Here is a 22775-nt window from a genome sequence, read left to right as displayed (position 1 = left end):
CGTCTCCATTGGGAGGGGTGCGCTGTCGTCGGCTGACACCCAGTAATCTACGTGCCCATAGTTCCCGGTTCGACGGAGGATTTGGTTAGTGCCAGCCCAATTGACCACCCGTGCCCAGGTCAATGGGTACCGCTTTCTGCTGCGGCGGCTCGACCACGCCTTGATCCGCCGTGATGTGCGGATGTTGCACGATCCAATGCGGTCCCAGTTCCGGTCGCTGATGGTCGGAGCGGTCCTCGCGCTGCTCGTGGTCGCGGGCGCGGCGATCATGGCCTTCATCCGTCCACAGGGCTCCATCGGCAATGCGAACATTGTCATGGGCAAGGACAGCGGAGCTCTCTACGTCGTCGTCCGGGATAAGGACGACAAGAACAAGATGACGCTGTACCCGACGCTGAATCTCGCGTCGGCGCGGTTGATCTCGGGCTCGAGCGAGACACCGACATCGGTCAAGGACACCAAGCTCAATTCCGTTCCACGCGGACCGATCCTCGGAATTCCAGGTGTGCCTGCGGCGTTGCCTGGCACGGGTCAGGGCGAGCGGTCTCAGTGGACGCTGTGCGACCGCGTGCCCCTGTCGGCCTCCGGTGGGTCGGCTTCGTCGGCAGGCGCGGAAACCACTGTTATCTCTGGAAGTTTGGAACTCAGTGACCGCGCCAAGGTTGCCGACAAGGACTCGGCCATCTGGGCAAGCAAGGGCGGCAAGGACTATCTGATCTACGACGGCAAGGTCGCCGAGTTCGACAAGACCAAGGACTCGATTGCCCAGGCCTTGGGCTTGAGCGGCAAGCGGCCTCGGCCCGCGACGACCGATCTGATTGGTGCGGGTGTGAAGGTTCCGCCACTGGTTCCGCCGACGATCCCGCACGTCGGTGAGAACGGAATGGGCAAACTGAGCACTGTTCCGGTCGGCGGCATCATCAAGGTCGCGGCACTGGATGGTTCGGACCGATCCGACCTCTATGTGGTGTTGGCGGACGGCGTGCAGCGAATCTCTGCCTTCACCGCGCAGGTCATAGGGTCCGACAACTCGCAGGGCATGAATGGCTTCAAGTCCATGACACCCGATGTGCTCAACGGGATTCCGGTTGTGCACTCGCTACCCGTCGACGACTTCCCGAACGCCACACCGAAGATCATTACCGCAGACGATAATCCCGTCGCCTGCATCACCTGGGCGAAGAAGAGCGGTCTCGGCAAGGAACAACCCGACGCCACCGAAGGTCCCTCCGACCGAGCCACAGTCCAGTTGCTGCTGGGTACCCGTCTGCCGCTGCCGGATTCGCGGAAGCCGGTTGATCTCGCTACCAAGGACGGAGCGTCCGGCGACCGCGTCGACGCCGTCTACGTGCCGCCGACCACCGGTGAATTCGTACGCACCACCGGTATCGAACCAGGCAGCCAACGACGTGAGAATCTCTTCTACATCGCCGACAACGGGATTCGATATGGCATCCCGGATCTCGCGACCGCACAGATTCTCGGCCTCGGTGCCACTCCACATTTGGCTCCGTGGGAGATCATCGGCCAACTGGTTCCCGGCCCGACTCTGTCCAAGCAGGATGCATTGAAGAACTGGGACACCCTGCCCACTCAGTAGCCGCGCGCCTACGGCCCATGATCGATCGGCTACTTGACGCTCTTGCGCAGGATCGGCAGCAGCTTGTCGAGCAGAATCTGCTCGGACTGGTCCGACCATTGACGAATGGCAGTCACCGCGACCGGATCGTCGAGGATAAGAACCGATGCCTTGGTCGCTGTGACGACGTCCGGGAGATTCACGAAACCGCCTCCGCCCGCACTGCTGTCACTGCGGACGGCAAGAAGGTAACCGGAGGTGACGTTGGTGAGCGACCTGTATTGGGTATCGGCCCCCGAGGCGATGGGTCGAGGGTTCGGCTCATCTCCCTCGCGTATGAAGTTCGGGTTGTAGGTGAAGCCCAAGTCCTCCAGGAATTTTGATTGGGGACCGGGCTTCAGCTGAATGTCCATGGTCGCGGAGTAGCCGCCGCTCTTTCCGGAGATATCCACCACCACAATGGATTTTCCGCTGAATGCAGGATTCTGCGCACGGGCATTCGCCATGGCGCTCTGGGGCGTGGATGCGGAGGAATCGTGTTGAGTAGCCCAGACGCCCACGCCCGCCGCCAGTGCGACAACCGTTGCGGCAACCCCTCCGATCAGCCAAGCACGCTTGCGAGCACGCGATTTCGCAGGTGCAAGAGCAGCCGGTCCCGATTGTGCGGCCACAGCGACCGGCCGATTGTGTGGCACGGTCTCCATCGAAAGTCCGGAGACTCCGTACTCCAGAGCTGATTTCAAGGCTGTGGTGAACTCGTGGCAGGTATCGAAGCGGTCCGCAGGATTCTTGGCCATAGCGACCGCGATCACCTCGTCCACGGCAGGGGGAAGTGTGGGATCGATCGCAGTGGCACGCGGCGGGGCTTCGTTGAGATGCCCCATCATCACGACGGCCGGTTGTGTTCCCGGATAGGGGTTTTGACCGGTCAACAGCCGAAAGAACGAGCAGGCGAGACTATAGATATCAGCACGATGGTCGAGCCGCTGGCCGCTCAACTGCTCGGGGGACGCATAGGCGATGGTTGCGACGAAGCCGCCTGCCTGGGTGAGCTCATTGGTGTCCTCAGTGGACTTCGCGACGCCGAAGTCGGTCAGCAAGACTCGTTCTTCGCCGTTATCACCCATCGACAGAAGGAAATTCGCGGGCTTGACGTCTCGGTGCAGCAGACCTCGGCGATGTGCGTGGTCGAGCCCCCGGCCGACCTCCGTGACGATATGTAGGGCACGCCACGGTGTGATCGACTGTGGGTCGCGCTCGGCAGCGGCGGCCGCGTCGATGCCGTCCACATATTGCATGGCAATCCAGAGCTGGCCATTGTCCTCGCCCCGGTTGTAGATCGCGACAATGTTGGGATGGTCCAGAGCTGCGGCGAGATTGGCTTCACGCTCGAATCGAGCCCGGTACTCGGCGTCCCGGCTGAACTGCGGGCTGAGCATTTTCAGCGCATCCCAGCGCGGCAGTTCCGGATGCCGGGCCAGATACACCGTGCCCATGCCACCTGCCCCGAGTACACGCTCGATGCGGTAGCCGCGGATGATGGTGCCCGGTCCGATATTCATCCGAATTCCTTACATGTACTGACTGTTGACCAGCAGGGCGTACTGCGCGGCGGCGCGTTGTGTGACGTCGGCCAGCTGTGCTCCGGCAACGACTGCCACGTAGCGGTCGTAGTGCAGGAGGCAGACGAAGCGGTCCGACTTATCCCAGGCGTCTTCGTCGTCGAAACGCTGGGGCTTATTGCCCTTGGTGCTCTCGACGCAGGAGGTATCAGGGACATCAGTCGCTTTGTCGATCGGAGTGGGGCCCCCGCCGGTGATGGTGGACCATACAGCGGTGGCGGCCTTGGGGTCCTTTGCACGAAGAAGCAACGCGCCGTTGCGGGTGGTTGCGGTGTAATCCACTCCGTTGTTGTCCAACAACGTTTTCCACGATGGCTGATTATCGATGGTGTGGATCAATCCGCGTGGTGTGCTGGTGATTTCGGTCTCGGCATGCGGGTACAGGGCCTTTCCCGGATGCAGAGTTCGTCGCAGCAAGCCCTGCGGGTCGTAGTCCAAGCGCAAGACCTCGCGGGGTGACAACGGCGGCAACGCATCCAGCAGCGGTAGCTGTGCTGCCAGGATCTGCTCGGTCAGACTCTTCAAGCCCGCGAGTTCAGGCTTTGGTTGCTGCACGAAAACGCTGATGGCGTACTGGCCGTGGGCAAGAGTCGTTCCCATCGACGGGATGCCCGGCCGCCAATGTGCTTTGGCATCAGGTTGTTTGTCGAGGGCCACGCGCTGATTCTGGTCGGCCGCAACGGCGAAATCGGCCTCTTCCATCTGTTGGGCAGCTGTCGATGCCCGCTGCTGATCCGGGAACTGCAGGACGGTGACATTGAAGGACGTCGCGTCCGGATCGGGTTGCATGCCGCCAAACGGGCTGAAGGTCAGGATGGCGCCCGAATCTCTGGCACCCGACAGGGGCTTGGTGCTGACAGAGGCGGCATAGCCGAACTGCATGTCGTTGCGTTCTGCCACCGGCTCAGCGACGGTCGAGAGTACGAGGGCGAGAGCAGTCGGGCCGCTAAGACTGACTGACGACACGGCGTGATTGAAAATGGGATCGACATCGGGACCGATGACAACTGCATTGGCGAGGCGACCGATCGCGAGTTCTTTGCCGTTGGCAGGGGAGTGGCTGTAGGAGGCTCGAATGTCGGCAGGCTCGGTCGGATACTGTCCGACGGAGAGCTTACGAATATCGAACTCGCCTGCCACGGGCTTTCCGGCTGTCGTTCCACAACCCGCTAGTACAGCCGTGGTCGTGATGAGGACAACCGCTCCGAGTGCAGTTCTACCGCCGCGACGGCGGGCTTCGAGGATATTCACGACGGCTCCTAACGGCTGTTGACGAGCATGGCGTACTGTGCCGAGATCCGTTGGTACACATCCTGCTTTTGCGTCGACCAGACCTCCGCCGCGTAGCGTCCGTACGCGGCGTAACAACGGAACGGGAATTCGTTCTTGTCTGGTCCGTGGTATTCGACGCAACGGGCCCCGGGTAGCCCGGTGGGTGGGTCGATGCGGTGCTGGAACCGGACCGAAGCCTTGTCGGCAATGTAAGTTTCCGCAGCTGTGGTGTCTCGGGTTCTGACCACTTGACCCGCTCCAAAGCTCACCAAGTCCACCCCTGATTTGTCGAAGCGGGCCTTGGTGGCATTCGGGTCATCGGCAGGATGCAGCGCGCCGTGTGCATCGAGTGTGCCGTCGAAGGGATAGGCGGTCGGATCTCCCGCCGGTCGGATCAGAGTCATCCGGATCAGCCCCTCAGGATCCAACGGAAGATCCGCGAGTTTGTCCTTCGGCGTTGGTTGGAATGCCTTCATGCGGTCGGCAGTGACGGTAATCGCCTTGTCGGCAAGGGCTATCAGCCCGGGCTGGTCGGACTCGTGAAGCGTCGCGTTCTCGTGGTTGATGACCAGGGCGAGAATGACGAATCTTCCCGTGGCGTACCAGGATGCGAGGGCTTGGGACTGGGGCATCCATGCGATCTGAGCCGTTGGATACCGGCTCGACTGTGCAGGCTCGGTTCCTTCGTTCTTGCCGAACCCGCTGTGTGCGAGGGCGGTTGCGGCGGCGGTTGCCGCGCTATCGCTGTCGAACACCATAACGGCGTCCTTGAGCTCGTACGAGATCACCCAATCCGAGTCGGAGCGTCCTCCCGTGGCGAAGCCCGCAATCAGGCCAGGTGTGTTGGCGTCGAATTCGGTGCGATTGAGCCAGCCGAGTACGGCGTCGTTACCAGCCAGCTGATCCGCGATGAAGCTATCGGCATTGGTGAAGGGATTCACGTCGGGGACGTTGTACTTGAGGGCCGGATCGACATCCTGTGCCAGTGGGAGGGCATTTCCGAGCCGGAGCGCTTCGAGGTATCGGCCGATCTGTGCCGGATCCTTGGCGCGGACTTCCCGCGGCTTCGTCGAGTAGTTGCCCGTATCCAGCTTGCTCAGGTCGACCGACTGCTCCTCAGCCGCATGCGATTCCGACCCGCACCCCGCGCTCACCAGTACCGATACCGCAACCGCTGCAACCGCTGCCGCGCGCACGCCGATCCGTGCCGACCGTAGTCGGCCAAAGCTGTGACGCATGTCGAGCATCCCCCCGCCGGTACCAAGTTTTCTGTGCGATCTTGCTTCTGGTGTGCAGAGTGTACTGGGCGGTTGGGGGGTGGGGCTCATCGTGTCAGGGAGGGTGGTGAGTTGTCACAGGTATTGGCTGTTCGCGAGCAGGGCGTATTGGGCGGCGGCCTTTTGTTGGGCGTCGTCTAGTTGGGAGCTGGCTACTCGGGCCACGTAGCGGTCGTAGTGGAGGGTGCAGAGGTATTTGTCGGAGGCGTTCCAGGCGTCGTAGGCCTCGAAGGAGGTGCCGGACTTGGGGTTCGGGTTTTGGACGCAGGCCACGTTGGGGACGCCAACCGGGGGTTGGGCGGAGCCGGGGATGATGCGGTTGATGCCGGACCAGAGGGCGGTGGCGGATTCGGGGTTGCGGGCGCGGAGGAGGAGGCCGCCCTTGCGGGCCGTGGAGATGCGGTCGACGCCATTGTCGGTGAGGAGGGGGTTCCAGGTGGTCTGGTCGCTCACGTAGTGGAGGTAGCCGCGGGGGTTGAAGGTCGCTTCCACGATGGGGTCGGGGTCGGGATAGTCGCCGGGGTGCAGGGTGCGGCGGAGCATGGCGTCGGGGTCGTACTTCATGCGGAAGATTTCACGGGGGGACAGCGCGGGGGACTGGTCGAGGAGAGGGAGTTGCGCCGCGAAGACCTGGTCGGCCAGGGCGCGCAGGCCGTCGAGATCCGGTTGGGGCTGGGCGACATAGATGTTCACGACGTATTGGCCGCGCGACGTGGTGGCGGCCAGGGAGGCGACGCCGGGACGCCAGTGGGCCTTGGCCTCCGGGCGCTTGTCGAGGGTGACGCGGACGTTCTGGTCGGACACCGCGAAATCCGCGGCCTCCATCTGGTCGGCGGCGGCCTGCGCGCGCTGCTGATCGGGGAATTGCAGGACCGTCACATTGAAGGAGGTGGCGTCGGGATTGCCCGCGGCACCGGCGAAGGGGTTGAAGTTGCCGGTGAGATCCCAACTCGCGGACTGCGCCAGCTCATGCGTGCTCGCGGCGGACGAGAAGCCGAACATCATACCGTTGTCCCGCAGCGCGGGCTGCACGGCACCGGCCAATACCATCGCATAGCGTGTCGTATCGGTCGAAAGCAGCGGTAGCGCAAGGACATTGTGGCCGAACTTGGCATCGACGTCCGTCCCCGTGACGACGGTGTCGGCCAGTCTGGCCAGCGCGAACGCCTTACCGTCCTTCGAGCCGTAGTAGGTCTTGGCACGCACATCGAGGGGATCGGTGGGGTAGTTGCCGACGGCGAGCGTCCGGACATCGACCTCACCGGCGACCGCCGAACCCTGCACACCGCAACCCGTCATCGAAATGGTCAGACCGAGAGCCATGAAACCGAAAACTGTTCTGGTGATGGCACGTTGAGCACGAAGCAGCTGCACGATCCCCCTACTTGCTCTTGGCGAGAATGGCGTACTGCGCGGAAATCCGCTGGTACACATCCTGTTGCTGTTGCGACCACACCGACGCGACGTACCTCCCGAAGGTGACATGGCAGGTGAAGGGGAACGCGGACTTGCTCGGACCGTGGTACTTGACGCAGCGTGCGTTCGGCAGTCCTGGCGGTGAATCGATCCGATGCTGGAACTTGTCGATGAACGCGGTATCGAAGTAGGTCCGCGCCGCGGCGTGATCCCGCGTCCGAACCAGTTCTCCCGCACCGTAACCGACGACATCGACCCCGGTCTTGTCGAACAGCGCCCGGCTCACCTCGGGCTCATCCGCCTTGTGCAGGGCTCCGTGCTTGTCGAGCGTTCCGGGAAAGGCATTCGCGGTTCTGTCACCCTCCGGCCGAGGCAGCGTCAGCCGCAGGATGCCGTCCGGATCGAGCGGTAGTGCGGTGAGTTTGTCCGGCGGGGTCGGCTGAAACGACTTCAACCGATCCGCGGTGACCTCGATGGCCTTGTCGGCCAATGCCATTGGCGCGGGAGCCGGTGGCGCGTTCCAGTAGCTCTGGAGATAGAACTCCTCGGCCTGATTGATCACGCTGACAATGACGAATCGCCCCGTCGGATACCACGCGGCCAGATTCTGCTTCTTCGGACTCCAGATGATGTGCGCGGTGGGATGCTGATTCGACTGCAGCGAAACGACTTCCGCCCGCTCCTCGTCCTTCATATCGAAGCCGGTGCGCGCGAGGGCCTCCGCCGCGTTCGCCGCGGCGGACTCACTGTCGAAGATCATGACCGCGTTGTCGAGCGAATACCGCCCCGACTCCGCCGGAGCCTGCGCCTCGGTCGCGAACCCGGACACGAATCCCGGTGTATCCGCGTCGAAGTGCTCGACATTCAGATACCCGGAGAACGAGTTCTTGCCCAGAAACACGTGCGGCACATCGGTGTTGTGGGTCAATAGCGGGTCCACCTCGGACCCCAGCGGCATGATGTTCCCGACCCGCAGCGCCTCCACGACCCGCCCCCGCGCTTGTGGATCGGCCGCCGTCGGATCCTTCGGCGTGGTCGCATAACTCCCGGTATCAAGCTTCCCGAGATCGACCGCCTGCTCCGAGTCGCCAGAGTCCGCGCCACACCCGGCGCTCCCCACCACCATGACCGCGAGCCCCACGCACACCACCGTGCGCAGCCGGACACGGCTCGACCGCCCTGCCCTGAACACCATGCCGCGAGTCCCCCTCGTTGATCTACGTCGCAACGGCGTCCATCATGCAGGAGCTCATCAACCGGCTGCCACCGGGCCTATTGACGAATAGGGCGTCAGCGCTGCCAAACGCGACTACGCAGGAACGTATCCCATTGCGAGCCTTCGAAGAACAGCTCGGGACCGCCGGGACACTTCGAGTCGCGCACGCCGACTCGGCCACCGTCGAAGCAGACCTCGACACACGTCTCGGAGGCCTTGGATAGGGATGACTTGAACCAGTTACGCGCACGCGGCCGACCACTCACGCCTCGTACTCCTTCGCAATCCTCAAAATGACGTCTACCGCGTCACTTTCGCTCAACGCTACCTCTCGGATGCGGGCGATCACCTCTTGATATTCGCGGACCAGGTCGGGCTTGGAGTGATAGACACCGGCCGAGCCGCTTTCGAGGTAGACCACCGGGGCGTCGACGACATCACGACTCAGCGATGGAAATTGGATGAGTGTGAAGGGTTGGACCGTCAAGCCGCGGTGAGAGCCCGCGTCGAAAGGGACAAGCCGGACGCTGATGTTGTCGCGCCGACTGGCTTCGGCCAACCATCTCAGCTGCTCGGCCATGACGGGCGGTCCGCCGGGGCGGTGCCGGAGCACCGACTCGGACATGAGCAGCTCGAGGTGGAAGTTTGGGTCGTTCAGCCGTTCTTGTCGGCGGACCGTCAGTTCGACCCGTCGTTCGGTGTCGACCGTGGACAGATCCGGCTCATCGATTCGGGTGACGGCGCGCCGATACTCCGGAGTCTGCAAGAGCCCGTGCACCAAGACCGACTGGTAGGTCGTCACCCGATTGGCGGCCGCCTCCAACCGCAGGTATCGAGGCAGGTGGGCGGCGACCTGATCGGCATACGGCTGCCAATACCCCCGCGAATCACCCTGCTGCTGCGCGATTTTCTCCTCGGATCGCATGTCCTGCCACAGCCGCAGCGCCTCTTGCCTGTCTTCGGGGGATGCTCCGTAGAAACTGAGCAGTCGCTCGATGTCGTTCGTGCTGGCGTTCGTCGGGTATCCATTCTCCATTCGCACGACGGTTTGCCGCGACTTGTCGATCTCCAGTCCTGCCGCCAGTGGTTTCTTGCCACTCCGTGTTCGAAGTTCGCGAATGTATGAACCGAATGCAACGCGAGAAGCAGCCAATCCGGCCATTTCGTTAGTCTCGCTATCTGGCTAAGTGTTCACGATGGCTATGTCCAAAATCGTTGTGTCCATGGCCGATACCGTTCACCATCGACACCTCAGTCTAGTTCGTGGACAGTTCACCGTGAACTCAATTTCTGAGCCCATTCGGGTGTCTACTAGGAGTTGGCGACAGCGCGCAGCCGCCGGAATTCAAATCGAAGATCAGTCATACGCATTCGAAGGGATGCCGTAATGCATTGGGACACATGGGCGCTGCTGTCGATTCTCGCCCTCTGCGCGGCCGTCATCTGCTGGTCGGCGTGGGGCTTCTACGCCGACAGCCACTCGGGACACTCCAGTACCTTTCGACTTCGACTCGCCGGAGGCGGATACCTCGACATCCCCCACCCACCCGGCCGCGCCCCCGGACGACACCGCACCCAAGGCCGGAGGTAACCGCATCATGACCCCCGCCGAGGTCGCCGTCCTGGCCGCACTCCACCCCGACCACACCCTCACCGCAACCCAGATCCGCCAAGCCTCGACCCTCACCAGCTGGCGCACCCGAAATGCCCTCGCCCAACTCGAATCCCGCGGCCTGATCCGCCCAAGCCACCCGCGAGGCCGCTGGCGTATCACCACCCGCGGCAGTGCCGCGCTCCTGACAAAGGGAAAGCGCTTTGCCTAACAGATCGCCGATTTCGAACGTGAAAGGTGACCCACAATGACCGACCCGTTCTACGACATGAGCCCAGCAGAAGTGGCGGCGATCAAAGACCGCCTCGAGTTCACCGGTGAGACGGTGACCGAGGAAGCGCTAGGGATGGCGGATTCGGGGAACCCCGTCGACCGCGACGCATAGGCCGAAGATGCGGTCGTGGCTCGTCCAGCCGTTGATTCGGCCGCGGTTGTTGCCGATTTGGACTCGCTTTCCGTCGATGGCGGTTACGAGATGCAGGTAGACGGTGCCCGACACCCTGGCGAGGACGATGTCGCCGACCTCGACCCGGGTGGGATCGACGGGGGCGACGGTCACCAGCTGCCGACTGCGGATCAGCGGGACCATCGATGAGCCTGTCGGGCGAAACTGTACGGTTTCGCCTCGCGCGACCCGTGCCGCGACACTGTCCAATGCGCCCATAGGGACAGCCTCGCGGCAGTATCGCAGTGTCACAACTGATTTACCGCTTTGGTCCCTCGGTCATTCCCTCGAGGGAATCGCGAGGTGGGGGCTGGGGCGACAGAATCGTGGGTATGAGTGAACTGGAGACATTGCACTACACCAGGATCGAGATGTCGGCGGATGGTGGATCGAGGTTCGTGGACGATCGGATGGAACTTGGGGTGCGGCCGGTGGCGGTCGGGGTTGATCCGATGGCGGTTGGCGAATTGGGGAGTGGGGCAGTGGCATTCGTGCGCAGCGGCGGCTTTGACGCCGTTCCGCATCCGGCACCGGCGCGGCAATGGGTGGTGATGGTGCGCGGCACCATCGAGGTGACGACCACGGACGGCGAGACCCGGAGGTTCGCTCCGGGCGAGCTGTTGCTGGCGGCCGATGTGGAGGGCCTCGGGCACACCTCCGTCGGGGTCGGCGAACCGCCGTTCGAGGCGCTGTTCATTCCGGCACCGGAGAATCGGTGAGAACGATTCAGCGGCGGGCGGTGGCTCCGGCGAGGTAGTGCTGTTCCGCAGGCGTGGTGACCATTTGGGCCGTGGTCGTGGTGGCGGGGGTGTGGACGGTGATGGTGTGGGGGGCGTCGGGGTGCTGGACGATGGTGACGTCGGCGTCGGGTTCGTAGTCGGCGGGGAGGGATTCGAGGACGGTGACCACGGTGGCGGAGCCGGGAGGCGCGCTGGCGGGGACGCCGTCGAAGACGATGACGGTGGCGGCGGGGCTGGCCAGGCGGCCGGTGACCACGGTGCCGCGGGAGCTGTGGGTGATGGAGGAGGCCAGCGAGAGGGCCTGGGGGGCGGCGACATTGGCCACCATGCCCTGCCACGCCCAGGGGCGGGCGGTGTGGACGACCGCGCCCGCGCCGAGGGCGATGGCGCGCAGGATGACCTGTTGGGCCAGGGCGAGACTGGCGATGATGTCGATGCGGCGGGAGCCGTCACCGATCAAGGGGACGGCGATGCCGCTGCCGGTGCGGTCCGCGCCGATGAGCTGGCCGCAGCCCGCGGTGGGCATGGCGATATCGGTGAGGACGTCCACGGGGCCGCGGTAACCGCTGGGGCGAATCTCCTGGGTGCCGTAGGACAGAATGTCCATGAGGGCCCACATTTGGCGGCGCGGAAGCTCTTTCAGGCCCGCGACCGGGGGTTCGCCGTGCTCGTAGGGAGTGTCGTAGCGGACGCGGGCGTCCACCTCGATGATGCTGGCGGGCTGGCCGGGCTTGGCATTGGGCTCGGGGACCGGCTGCAGGCGGACGGTCACCGTGGTGGCGAGGCTGCGCACGGCCCAGATCTTGGCCAGGCCATCGGAATTGAACAGCTGCGGATCGATTTGGTAGCTGGTCAGGTGAATCCCGTTGTGCTCCAGGTTGTCCGGGTTCTCGGTGAACTCGTTGACCGGGATGCCGCGGGTCAGCTCGCGCAGGGCGGACGTCATCTCCGAGGTGGTCAGCACCGACGCCGTAATGCCGTGTCCCGCCAGGCGATTCGCGACGCGTCGGGTCGCGACCAGGGCCGAGCGCAGCGCACCCTCGGGACCGCCGCCGCGATTGTCGACGGCCTTGGCATTGGCGAGCGGGTTGAGCCGCAGCACCAGCCACATGGTGCGGTGCGCGATGGCGGGCAGCGGGCCGAGGATCTCGTCGTAGAGACGACCCAGCGGCGCGATGCTGGCCGCGTAGCCGGACAGCACCGCCTCGGTGCTGGCGGTGCGGGTGCCGGTGCTGATGACATCCACCGAATGCAGCTCGACATCGTATTGCCGCAGGCAGGCCGCGATCTCGTGGAGCGGCAACAGCTGATCGGTGCTGAGCGAGCCGCGCCGCAACTTGGTGAGCGTGTCCGGCGGCGGATCGATGCGCAGCATGGTCGTCAACAGGTTGCCGTCCCAACGCAATCCGCAACTGCCGCCGCCATCCGGCAGCGGCACATCGATCAGCGCGTTCTCGGCGAAACTCTTGCGCCGCGCCTGCTTCCACCGATACGCGACCCAGCGCCCGATCCGCAGCCCGACCGGCACCCCACCCACCGGAGCCAACCCGATCAACGCGGGCACCACCCCGGCGATCACCGCCGCCCACCACGGCGCCTTCAACGCCACGGCCACCAGCGAGGCCACCACCCCGATCAACCCCACCGGAATCACCAGCCGCAACGGCAAATTCCGCAACAACCACAGATCATCCGCCCGCAACTCCGCCGCCACCGCATTACCCGCAGCCGACTGCGAACCCCGCGCCCCCGACCCCCGCTCGTCCCGCCGCCGCTGCGCCGGTTCCGAACTCACCTCCGCCCCGGCCGCCGGAGCAGCTGGCTCCGCCGGACGCGGCGGAGCCGCAACGCTCGACCCACCCCGCTCCAAAGACTCGTCCCGGCCATACCCATCGGGACGGCCCTGAGCAGGGCTGGTTGCCCCGCGCTGGGAGGGGGCTTCGAATCCGCCGCGCCCGAAATCTCCTGTTCGGCCCTGTGATTGGCCACCCGGGGGGAAGTTGCCCTGCGCCTCGGGCGGGCGAGGTGCGAAATCGCCCGGACGGCCGTGGCCATCGGAGCCCCCCGGACCGCCAGCGCCTCCCGGCCCGCCAAGACCGCCAGGACCACTGGGACCGCCAGGACGACCGAGACCGCTAGGACCGCTAGGACCACCGGGACCGCTCTGACCACCAGGGCCCATGCCGCGCGGCGAATTGCCTACCTGCGGCTGCCCGCTGGGAGTGCCCGGCGCGAAGTTGTCACGACCGCCCGGGCCTGGGTTGGTCGGGCCGTTCGGTGGGAAGCCGCCCAGCTCGCCGTGGCCGTAGTTGCCGGGACCGCGCTGGGCATGGCTGCCCTGGGGGCCCGGGTTCGATGTGCGTTGGAGGAATTCGTCGAAGTCGCTTCCGAAACCGCCGGTGCCGCGCGGCGGTTGGCCGCCGTCGCCGCTCGGCGTGTTCCCACCGTTTCCGCTCGGCTGGTAGCCGCCCGCTCCCCGCGGAAAGTCGTTCACAGTTCAGTTCGCCCCTCAGTCGGCGGCCGCGGCTAGACCGAGTGAGCCGAGCAGGGTGCTCAGCGCGGCCTTCATGTCGGGACCCTCGATGCGCATGAGCACGGCTTCGTCGACGGCGCTCAGGTCGATGGATTCGTCATTGGCCAGCCGGAATTCGCGTTCCTCCTCGGCGGCCTCGATCAGGTTGCGGATGAAGCGGCCGTTACCGGCCAGGTCCACGCCGCGGCGGGGCTGCCCGCTCTGGTCGGTGCTCTCCATGTCGTACAACCGCTGACACGTTTCGACGAGCGCGGCCAGCGCCTCCTCGGACAGCTCCGAGTCCCGCTTGGACGCGACGACCTGACCGATCGCCCCGAGCTCCTCGGCGGTGTAGGACGGGAACTGCAGCCGCTTGGCGAAACGCGAGGCCAGACCGTCATTGGCGGCCAGGAAGCGGTCGATCTCGCCGTCGTATCCGGCGATGATCACCACCAGGCGATCGCGGTCGTTCTCCATGCGGGCCAGCAGCGTGTCCACGGCCTCGCGGCCGAAGGCGTCACCGCCCGAAAGTCCGGTCTGGATCAGGGTGTACGCCTCGTCGATGAACAACACGCCGTCCATGGCGGTGTCGATGAGCGCGTCGGTCTTGATGGCCGTGGAACCCAGGTGCTGACCGACGAAGTCGGAGCGCTTGGTCTCGACCACCTTGTCGGTCTTGAGAATGCCCAGGCCACAATAGATTTTGGCGACCACACGCGCGATGGTGGTCTTACCGGTTCCGGGCGGACCCGTGAACGCCAGATGCTGACCGCGCGCCGAGCTCGAAAGCCCCTTCTCCGCACGGATCTTGGCCAGCTGCGCACTCGACTGCAGCTTGGCGACCTGCGTCTTCACCGCCGCCAGACCGATCTGCCGATCCAGCTCGGCGCGCGCCTGCGCCAGAATCTCCTTCGCCCGATCCTCGTGCTCGGCGGCCTGCTTCTCCTCCAGTGAGGGCGCGGACGCCGGATCCCATTTGTCGGTCCGCGCCTCGATCACCTCGCGGGTGGTGAGGGTGATCCGGTAGGTGCGATCGCGCATGGCCGCGGCGTTCGCCTCGAAATCCGGTGCCTGCGAATACACCTTCTCGAACAGCGACTGCGCCTCATCGGCCTGGCCCTGTTCGCGCAGGCACAGCCCGCGGCAGAACATGGCCGCGGTGCGCGCGGCGGGAATCGGGCCCGCCTCGGCGGCTTCCATGCGGCGGATCGCCTCGGCGAACAGACCCAGCTGCGCACACGATGTGCCGACCATCACATGCGCGCCCGCCGCGAGATACGGGTCCTCCCACGCATCGGAGCCGTTGAGCACGGCCATCACATCGGGCCAGCGCTGGGTGTTGTAGTGCAGGATGCCGCGCACGTATTTCGCGATGCGGCCGTCGATTTCGAAATCCGGCTCGGACGCCCGCGCGCGGCGGTGCTTGTCGAGTTCGTCGAGGACGTTCTCCGCCTCGTCGTACTGCTTCTCTGCGATCAGGTGCGAAGCCCACGCCAGGTGGATCTCGGTGAAACTGGCCAGCGGGTAATCGATGTAGAGCCCGGGCAGAAAACGTCCGGCAAGCGTGCGCGGCGGTAGCCCCAACCGGCGCTGTTCCCGTCCCAGGGACACGGTGCTGCACTTGTAGAGATTGCTCAGAACATCCGTGGTGATCTCACCCGCGGCGGCCCGGCCCAGCCAGGCGTCGGCCATGGTGGGATCCCACTCGGTGGCGCGCTGAAAGGCGAGTTTGGCGTAGTCGAGGTCCCGGTTCGACTCCTGGCCCTCGATGCTCAACCCCAGTGACAGCACTCCCGCATCGAAGGCGCGTTGGGCCTGGCGAGTGTCGATCATCCTAGTCGAACCCCGAATTCGTCGAACCTGGTTGGTCTTTCGTGCACAATCCCCACCCACGCCATGCGAATCGCACGGCTGCGGACAGTCGGATACATTATGGTTAACCGCCCTGGGCGGGCAACTGTTGAGAGCGACAGGGGAGCAGTTCAGCTAGTGACAGCACAGTCGATCGGCGGACCGCGAGCCGCCGAACCCGAATTGTGCCGCGTGTCCGTCATCGGGGGGAACACCCAGCTCGACGTCGGCCTACCGGCAAACGTGCCGATCGCCGCGTTCATCGGTGATCTGGTGCGGCTCATCGAATCCCGCAATCCCGAACCGATCGGCGGCGAGGACGGCGGCACCCCGCTGCAATCGCAGCATTGGACACTGGCCAAATTGGGACGCGACATGATCGCGCCCAGCCAGACCCTCAATGACGCCGAGATCTACGACGGCGAATTGCTGGTGCTGCGCGCGGTTTCCGCCAAGGAAGCGCCCGCGCTGTTCGACGACGTCATCGATGCCGTGTCCCGGCTCACCGCCGAGGAATTCCGCAGCTGGTCGGCCAGCTCGGCACGCTGGACCGGACTGGTGGCGGGTGTCGCGGCGGTGGCGTTCGCCGTGGTGCTGGCGTTCCTGTCGCGTTCGGCCGGAGACACCTTCGTCGCGCCGCCACTGCTGCTCGGCGGTGCGATCGCCGCGCTGGTGGCCGGTGCCATCGCGCAGCGCAAGTACGCCGACGAGCTGACCGCGACCGTGCTCACACTGTGCATGCTGCTGCTCACCTTCGGCGGCGCGGCGCTGGCCGTGCCCGGCTCGGTGGGCAGCCCGCACCTGATGCTCGGCGCGGCAGCCACTTTGCTGCTCGCCGTGGTCGGCTACCGGATCATCGGGGCCGGAGCCGCGGTGGTGTCCGCGGTCGTGACGGTCGTGCTGCTGGCCGGAGTCGGTGCGGCGGTGCGCATGATCTGGGACACCGGGGTGCCGAAGATCGCCTCCGGCATCCTCGTCGCCTCGATCATCATGCTCTCGATGGTCCCGCGCTTGGCCGCCATGCTGGCCCGGCTGCCCGTGCCGCCGGTGCCCACCGCCGGTGCCGCCATCGACCCGGCCGATCACGAACCCCGACCCACTATCGAGGGCATCGGCGCGATCGGCGCGACCGTACTGCCGTCCGCGCACGGGCTCGGGCAGCGCGCCCGCACCGCCAATCAATTCCAGACCGGCATCGTGATCGGCAGCGCGCTCGGCGCGGTCGCCGGTGCGCTGGGCACGGCCGATCCGCTGAATTCGGATCGCTGGCAGGGCATCGCGCTGGCCGTGGTGGTGTCGATCATCCTGTGCTTGCGCGGACGCTCGTTCGCCGATCTCACCCAGGCGGCCACGCTGATCGCCAGCGGCTGCGTCACCTTCGTGGGTCTGGCGGTGCTGCTCGCGCTGTCCGACAACGACATGCTGCTGGTCTCGGTCGGGCTGCTCATGGCATTCGCGGTGGGTGCCATCGGATTCGGTGTGATCGGCCCGCACGTCGAGGTCACACCCGTCACCCGGCGCTTCAACGAGATCTTCGAGTACGGCCTGATCTGCTCGATCGTCCCGCTGGTGCTGTGGATCATGGACGTCTACTCGACGGCTCGGAACATATGAGTCGGCGTCCCGGAAACTGGACGCGAATTCTGTGTGCGGCAGCGGTTCTCGGTGGTGCGCTGCTGTTGCCGCAGGCCACCGCGAGCGCCAGCGTGAGCCAGCCGAATCCGGACCTGTCGCATCTGGGGGAGGTGCAGGCGATGGCGGGCAAGCCCGCGCCGCTGGTGCCGACGCAGAAGAACTCGCTGTGCGTCGAGCAGTCCCTCAAGGGCGATACCCCGCGCGATGAACCCGTCGCGCAGAAGGTGCTCGATCTGCAGGCGGTCTGGCAGGCCAATCCCGGCCCGAACCACAAGGGCGCGGGGCAGAAGGTCGCGGTCATCGACACCGGGGTGAACCGGCATCCCCGGCTGCCCAATCTGCAGCCCGGCGGCGACTACGTCTCCGACGGCGACGGCACCACCGAAGACTGCGACGGCCACGGCACTTTGGTCGCGGGCATCATCGGCGCGCAGCCCAGCGCGGACGACGCGTTCGTGGGTGTCGCGCCGGACGCGGAGATCCTGTCGATCCGTCAGCTCTCGGATGCCTACAAGGCCAAGGACTCCAATGGCGGCGACACACCCGGCAGCATGAGCAAGTCGGGCTACGGCAATATGCAGACCCTGGCCGCCGCCGTCGTGCGCGCGGTGAATCTCGGTGCGACCGTCATCAATATCTCCGAGGACGCCTGCACGGCCGCGGGCGGCGACACCGCCGATGCCGCGCTCGGGGACGCGGTGCGCTTCGCCTACGAGCAGAACGTGGTCGTGGTCGTGGCCGCCGGAAACGTGGACCAGGCCAATGGCTGTGGCACGCAGAACGATTCGTACAGCAATAACAAGACCAGCTGGGACAAGGTGAAGACCATCTCCAGCCCCGCCTGGTTCAACAAGTACGTGCTCCCGGTCGCGTCGGTGGATCCGACCGGCGGGCCGTCCAGCTTCTCGCTCTACGGTCCGTGGGTGGGTGTCGCGGCGATCGGCACCAATATCGTCTCGCTCGACAACAAGCCCGGCGGCACCGGACTGGTCAACGCCACCAGCGTCGACTCGGGTCAAAAGGCCATCAACGGAACCAGTTTCGCCGCACCCTATGTGGCGGGCCTGGCGGCGCTGGTGAAGGCGAAAAACCCGGACTGGACGGCACGGCAGGTGATGAACCAGATCATGCTGACCGCGCACCAGCCCGGCACCGGCCGCGACGACCGCGTCGGCGCGGGCCTGATCGATCCCGTCGCCGCGCTCACCACGGTGCTGCCCGCGGCCACGCTGACCGCGGACACGCCCGAGCTGCCGATTCACGTCGGGGCCGACAAGCCGCAGGCCTTCCCGGCACCCGTGAAACCCAAGGGCCCACCGCGTATTCCGCGACTCGTCGCCACCGTCGGCACGGCCTTCTGCCTGTCCGCGCTGGGAATCGGTCTGGCCGTATCGATTCCGTTCCGACGCCGCCGCCCCGACGACGAGCTGCCCGACCTCGATTCCTAACGACCGGAGATAAACCCCATGGCTACCGAAGGTTTCGTGCGTCGCCCCCGGATCGCGCCACCGCGCGCGCCCGGCGGTGAGATGGCCCTGACCGCGCCGCCGGAGATTCCGCGTCCGGTGGCCGCGCCGCTCATGAGCAAGCTCATGCCGGTCGTCATGGTGGTCGCCATGATCGGCATGATCGCCATGATGTCCATGATGGGCCGGTCCATGCTGACCAACCCGTACATGATGATGATGCCGATGATGATGATCATGTCGATGGCGGGCATGCTCATGGGTCAACGCGGCAGCAGCAAGAGCTCCGCGGAGCTGAACGAGGAACGCAAGGACTACTTCCGGTACCTCGATCAGACCCGCCGCGAGGTCCGGCGCACCGGGCAGAAGCAGCTGGAGACGCTGATCTGGAGTCATCCGGAACCGGCGGATCTGCCCTCCATCGTGGGCACCCGGCGCATGTGGGAGCGGCGGCCCAACGACCCCGACTTCGGGCACGTGCGCGTCGGCATCGGCACGCACCGGCTCGCCGCCAAGCTGGCGCGGCCGGAGACCGGGCCGCTGGAAGACCTGGAGCCGGTCTCGACGGTGGCGTTGCGTCGTTTCGTGCGAACGCATTCCGTGGTGCACCACCTGCCGACCGCGGTGTCGCTGCGCGCGTTCCCGGCCATCAATATCGAGGGACCGGTCGCCGACACCCGGTCGCTGGTGTGGTCGATGCTCATGGAGCTCACCGCGTTTCACGGACCCGACCACGTCGCGGTCGCCATTGTCACCGCCGAACCCGACTGCGAAGCCTGGGCGTGGGCGAAGTGGCTGCCGCACGTGCAGCACGCGACCGAACGCGACGGCATGGGCGCGGCCCGCATGATCTACGGCTCGCTCGGCGAGCTCGAAACGGCGCTGGCCGACGACCTGCTCGAGCGCGGGCGCTTCATGCGCAACCCGCAGCCGACGGCCGGTCGCCTGCACCTGGTCGTCGTCATCGACGACGGATACGTCAGCGGCAGTGAGCGTTTGATCTCCGAGTCCGGTCTGGACGCGGTCACCGTCATCGATGTCAGTGCCGCCGAGAACAGTCTGGCCGCGCGGCGCGGGCTGCAGCTCGTCGCCGCCGGGGGCGAGGTGTTCGCCAAGAGCGCGGCGGGCAGCGAGAAGTTCGCCAATGCCGACAGCGTGACCCTCGCCGAGGTGGAAGCGTTCGCGCGCAGCCTGGCTCGCTTCCGCATTGCCACCGCGGCCCAGATCGTCAGCCTCGGCGACAACACCTCCGCCGCCGACCCGGGTCTGATGGCCCTGCTCAAGATTCCGGACGCGGCGCAGATCGACCCGGCCAAGGTGTGGCGGCCGCGCGCCGGACGCGAACGGCTGCGCGTGCCGATCGGCATCACCCCGGACGGGACGCCCGTCGAGATCGACATCAAGGAATCCGCCGAGAACGGCATGGGTCCGCACGGTCTGTGCATCGGCGCGACCGGCTCGGGTAAGTCGGAATTCCTTCGCACCCTGATTCTTTCGATGGTCACCACGCACTCGCCGGATCAGCTCAACCTGATCCTGGTCGACTTCAAGGGTGGCGCGACCTTCCTCGGTATGGACCCGCTGCCGCACGTGGCGGCGGTCATCACCAACCTGGAGGAGGAGCTCGAGCTCGTCGACCGTATGCGTGACGCGCTGGCCGGTGAGATGAACCGGCGGCAGGAACTGCTGCGCTCCGCGGGCAATTTCGCCAACGTCACCGAGTACGAGAAGGCGCGCGCGGCCGGTGTGCCGCTCGACCCGCTGCCCGCGCTGTTCGTGGTCATCGACGAGTTCTCCGAATTGCTCTCGCAGAAGCCGGATTTCGCGGATCTGTTCGTCATGATCGGTCGACTGGGCCGATCGCTGCACGTCCACCTGCTGCTCGCCTCGCAGCGGTTGGAGGAGAACAAGATGCGCGGGCTGGATTCGCACCTGTCGTATCGCATCGGTCTGCGGACGTTCTCCGCCAATGAGTCTCGCGCCGTGCTCGGTATCACCGACGCCTACCACCTGCCCGGCATCCCCGGCTCCGGCTACCTCAAGAGCGACGCCTCGGATCCGTTGCGGTTCAACGCGACCTACGTCTCCGGACCCTACGTCGCGCCCCGCGCGGCGCGGCAGGCCGCCGACGGCAGCACGGTCGTGGAGGCCCCGCCGCGCGAGTTCACCGCGGCGACGGTCGAGATCCTCGAGCAGCCCGAGCCCGAGAACCCGCTCGACCCACTGGATCTGCTGCCGCCCCCGCCGCCCAGCGGGGACGAGGGCCTGCCCGACAGCCTGCTCCAAACCGTCGTCAAGCGCCTGACCGGGCACGGCCGCCCGGCGCACGAGGTGTGGCTGCCGCCGCTGGACGAATCGCCGACCGTGGACATGCTGCTGCCCGATCCCGACTGGCGCTCGCCGGTCAACCGGCACGGGCAGCTGTGGATGCCGATCGGCATCATCGACAAGCCCTACGAGCAGCGGCGCGACGTGCTCACCATCAATCTCGCTGGCGCACAGGGCAATGTGGCGGTCGTCGGCGGTCCGCAGTCGGGTAAGTCGACCACGCTGCGCACCATCATCATGGCCGCGGCGGCCACGCACACGCCCGAGCAGGTGCAGTTCTACTGCCTCGACTTCGGTGGTGGCTCCATGGCCGGTCTGGTCGGGCTGCCGCACGTCGGCTCCGTCGCGGGCAAGCTCGACTCCGACCGGGTGCGCCGCACCGTCGCCGAACTCACCACGCTGCTGCGCCAGCGCGAGGAGCGCTTCGCGGCGCTGGGCATCGAATCCATGGCCGAGTTCCGGCGACGCAAGCACGCCGCGCAGAGCAGCGGACAGGCCGACGATCCGGTGCTGGCCGACCGGTTCGGCGACGTGTTCCTGGTCATCGACAACTGGCAGGTCGTGCGCGAGGAGTTCGACTCGCTCGAGCCGATGGTCGGACAGCTTGCCGCACAGGGTCTTTCGTACGGCATCCACGTGATTCTGGGCGCGAACCGCTGGGGTGAGATCCGGGCCTCGGTCAAGGACATGATCGGCACCCGCATCGAGCTGCGCCTGGGTGACCCGTCCGACTCGGAGATGGGCCGCCGCGTCGCGGTGAACGTCCCGCTCAACCGTCCGGGCCGCGGTCTGTCGCCCGACCAGCTGCACATGCTCATCGCCATGCCGCGCCTGGACTCCGACACCAATGCCGAGAGTCTCGCCGAGGGCGTGGCCGCGGCCCGCACCGAGATGCAGGCGCTGTTCGGCGACCGCCGCGCCCCCGAGGTGCGCACCCTGCCCGCCAGCCTGCCCCGCGAACAGGTGCTGGAATTGGCCCGCCGCAAGGGGATTGCGCAGAGCGCCACCAAGGTGGTCATCGGCATCGGCGAGTCCGAGCTGCAGCCCATCGTGCTGGACTTCAACTCCGACCCGCACTTCATGGTGTTCTCCGAGGTCGAGTCCGGCAAGACGACGGTGCTGCGCAATATCATTCGCGGCATCGCCGAGAGCTCCAATGCCGACGAGGCGCGCGTCATCCTCATCGACTACCGCCGCACCCTGCTGGGCGTCATGGAGGGCGATCAGCTCGCCGGGTACTCCACCTCCTCGCAGACCTGCGGCCCGATGGTCAAGGAAGTGGTCAACTACCTGGCCAAGCGCATCCCGGGCTCGGACATCACCCCGCAGCAGCTGCGGGACCGCGACTGGTGGTCCGGACCCGAGATCTACGTGGTGATCGACGACTACGACATGGTCGTCCAGGGCGGAAATCCTTTGGGGGCCTTGGTCGAACTCCTGCCGCAGGCCCGCGACATCGGCCTGCACGTGGTCATCTCCCGCAATATGGGCGGCATCTCGCGGGCGCTCTACGACCAGGTGCTCGGTTCGATGAAGAACCTCTCGGTCCCGGCGCTGCTCATGAGCGGCTCCCGCGACGAGGGCAAGCTCATCGGCGACATCCGCCCGATGCGCCTGCCCCCCGGCCGCGGCATCCTCTGGTCCCGCTCCGCGGGCGACGAGATGATCCAGATCGCCGACCTGCCCGCGCTCTGAGCTGCGATCCGTGCCCGGGTGCTGGCTCACCCGGGCACGGTGCTAACTCACTTGGGGGCGGTGCTAACTCGCTTGGGCGCGCTGCGGGCTCACTTGGGCACGGTGCTAA

General features: G+C 66.0%; 17 protein-coding genes. 7 read left to right on the top strand and 10 right to left on the bottom strand.

Features of this window, described 5'->3' with window-relative positions; all coding sequences use genetic code 11:
• Positions 1–88: 88 nt before the first annotated feature.
• Positions 89–1600 (top strand): type VII secretion protein EccB, encoded by a 1512-nt coding sequence (gene eccB / locus VMT40_RS01585; protein ID WP_326356195.1) that lies wholly within the window; start codon positions 89–91, stop codon positions 1598–1600.
• Positions 1601–1629: 29 nt separating this feature from the next.
• On the opposite strand, the gene VMT40_RS01580 is transcribed toward eccB, so the two are convergent.
• The 7 genes from VMT40_RS01580 to VMT40_RS01550 all read right to left on the bottom strand — a co-directional run bounded on the left by VMT40_RS01580 (position 1630) and on the right by VMT40_RS01550 (position 9544).
• On the bottom strand, positions 1630–3141 hold the full coding sequence (locus VMT40_RS01580) for a serine/threonine-protein kinase (protein WP_326356194.1): 1512 nt from the start codon (positions 3139–3141) through the stop codon (positions 1630–1632).
• A 9-nt stretch (positions 3142–3150) separates the two neighbouring features.
• Positions 3151–4452 carry a DUF7373 family lipoprotein gene (locus tag VMT40_RS01575; protein ID WP_326356193.1) on the bottom strand — a complete coding sequence of 434 codons (1302 nt, stop codon included), beginning with the start codon at positions 4450–4452 and terminating at the stop codon, positions 3151–3153.
• 8 nt (positions 4453–4460) lie between these two features.
• A complete protein-coding gene (locus tag VMT40_RS01570) occupies positions 4461–5720 on the bottom strand; it encodes a DUF7373 family lipoprotein (protein WP_326356192.1) in 1260 nt (419 codons plus the stop codon).
• Between the two features lie 105 nt (positions 5721–5825).
• Positions 5826–7073, bottom strand: a complete 1248-nt coding sequence (locus tag VMT40_RS01565) for a DUF7373 family lipoprotein (RefSeq protein WP_326356191.1) — start codon at positions 7071–7073, stop codon at positions 5826–5828.
• A gap of 58 nt (positions 7074–7131) precedes the next feature.
• A complete protein-coding gene (locus VMT40_RS01560) occupies positions 7132–8361 on the bottom strand; it encodes a DUF7373 family lipoprotein (protein WP_326356190.1) in 1230 nt (409 codons plus the stop codon).
• A 95-nt stretch (positions 8362–8456) separates the two neighbouring features.
• Positions 8457–8648: a DUF397 domain-containing protein gene (locus VMT40_RS01555; protein ID WP_326356189.1), complete on the bottom strand. Its 192-nt coding sequence runs from the start codon at positions 8646–8648 to the stop codon at positions 8457–8459.
• Positions 8645–9544, bottom strand: coding sequence for a helix-turn-helix domain-containing protein (locus VMT40_RS01550; RefSeq protein WP_326356188.1), 900 nt, complete (start codon positions 9542–9544; stop codon positions 8645–8647). Before VMT40_RS01550 ends, VMT40_RS01555 begins: the two co-directional genes overlap by 4 nt.
• Positions 9545–9769: 225 nt before the next feature.
• Here VMT40_RS01550 and VMT40_RS01545 point away from each other — a divergent pair, with 225 nt between their 5' ends.
• Positions 9770–9973 carry a hypothetical protein gene (locus VMT40_RS01545; RefSeq protein WP_326356187.1) on the top strand — a complete coding sequence of 68 codons (204 nt, stop codon included), beginning with the start codon at positions 9770–9772 and terminating at the stop codon, positions 9971–9973.
• A 7-nt stretch (positions 9974–9980) separates the two neighbouring features.
• Positions 9981–10205 (top strand): hypothetical protein, encoded by a 225-nt coding sequence (locus VMT40_RS01540; protein ID WP_326356186.1) that lies wholly within the window; start codon positions 9981–9983, stop codon positions 10203–10205.
• A gap of 129 nt (positions 10206–10334) precedes the next feature.
• Here the strand turns inward: VMT40_RS01540 and VMT40_RS01535 are convergent, their stop codons facing one another.
• Positions 10335–10583: a S26 family signal peptidase gene (locus VMT40_RS01535; RefSeq protein ID WP_326356185.1), complete on the bottom strand. Its 249-nt coding sequence runs from the start codon at positions 10581–10583 to the stop codon at positions 10335–10337.
• Positions 10584–10771: 188 nt separating this feature from the next.
• Between VMT40_RS01535 and VMT40_RS01530 the strand changes: the two genes are divergently transcribed.
• Positions 10772–11158, top strand: coding sequence for a hypothetical protein (locus VMT40_RS01530; protein ID WP_326356184.1), 387 nt, complete (start codon positions 10772–10774; stop codon positions 11156–11158).
• A 7-nt stretch (positions 11159–11165) separates the two neighbouring features.
• Here the strand turns inward: VMT40_RS01530 and eccE are convergent, their stop codons facing one another.
• On the bottom strand, positions 11166–12974 hold the full coding sequence (eccE, locus tag VMT40_RS01525; protein ID WP_326356183.1) for a type VII secretion protein EccE: 1809 nt from the start codon (positions 12972–12974) through the stop codon (positions 11166–11168).
• Positions 12975–13688: 714 nt separating this feature from the next.
• Complete coding sequence (gene eccA / locus VMT40_RS01520) at positions 13689–15524, bottom strand: type VII secretion AAA-ATPase EccA (protein WP_326356182.1); 1836 nt, start codon at positions 15522–15524, stop codon at positions 13689–13691.
• 156 nt (positions 15525–15680) lie between these two features.
• Between eccA and eccD the strand changes: the two genes are divergently transcribed.
• From eccD to eccCa, 3 genes are read left to right on the top strand one after another with little or no spacing between them, the layout of a single operon-like run.
• Positions 15681–17156, top strand: coding sequence for a type VII secretion integral membrane protein EccD (gene eccD / locus VMT40_RS01515; protein WP_326356181.1), 1476 nt, complete (start codon positions 15681–15683; stop codon positions 17154–17156).
• Positions 17153–18625 carry a type VII secretion-associated serine protease mycosin gene (gene mycP / locus VMT40_RS01510; protein ID WP_326356180.1) on the top strand — a complete coding sequence of 491 codons (1473 nt, stop codon included), beginning with the start codon at positions 17153–17155 and terminating at the stop codon, positions 18623–18625. The genes eccD and mycP overlap by 4 nt, the downstream gene beginning before the upstream one ends.
• Positions 18626–18643: 18 nt before the next feature.
• Positions 18644–22666: a type VII secretion protein EccCa gene (gene eccCa / locus VMT40_RS01505; protein WP_326356179.1), complete on the top strand. Its 4023-nt coding sequence runs from the start codon at positions 18644–18646 to the stop codon at positions 22664–22666.
• The last annotated feature ends 109 nt before the right edge of the window (positions 22667–22775 follow it).

Origin of the sequence: Nocardia sp. CDC160 (genome assembly GCF_035818795.1) — a bacterium.
Taxonomy (GTDB): domain Bacteria; phylum Actinomycetota; class Actinomycetes; order Mycobacteriales; family Mycobacteriaceae; genus Nocardia.
This window is presented reverse-complemented; position numbering and strand designations above follow the sequence as displayed.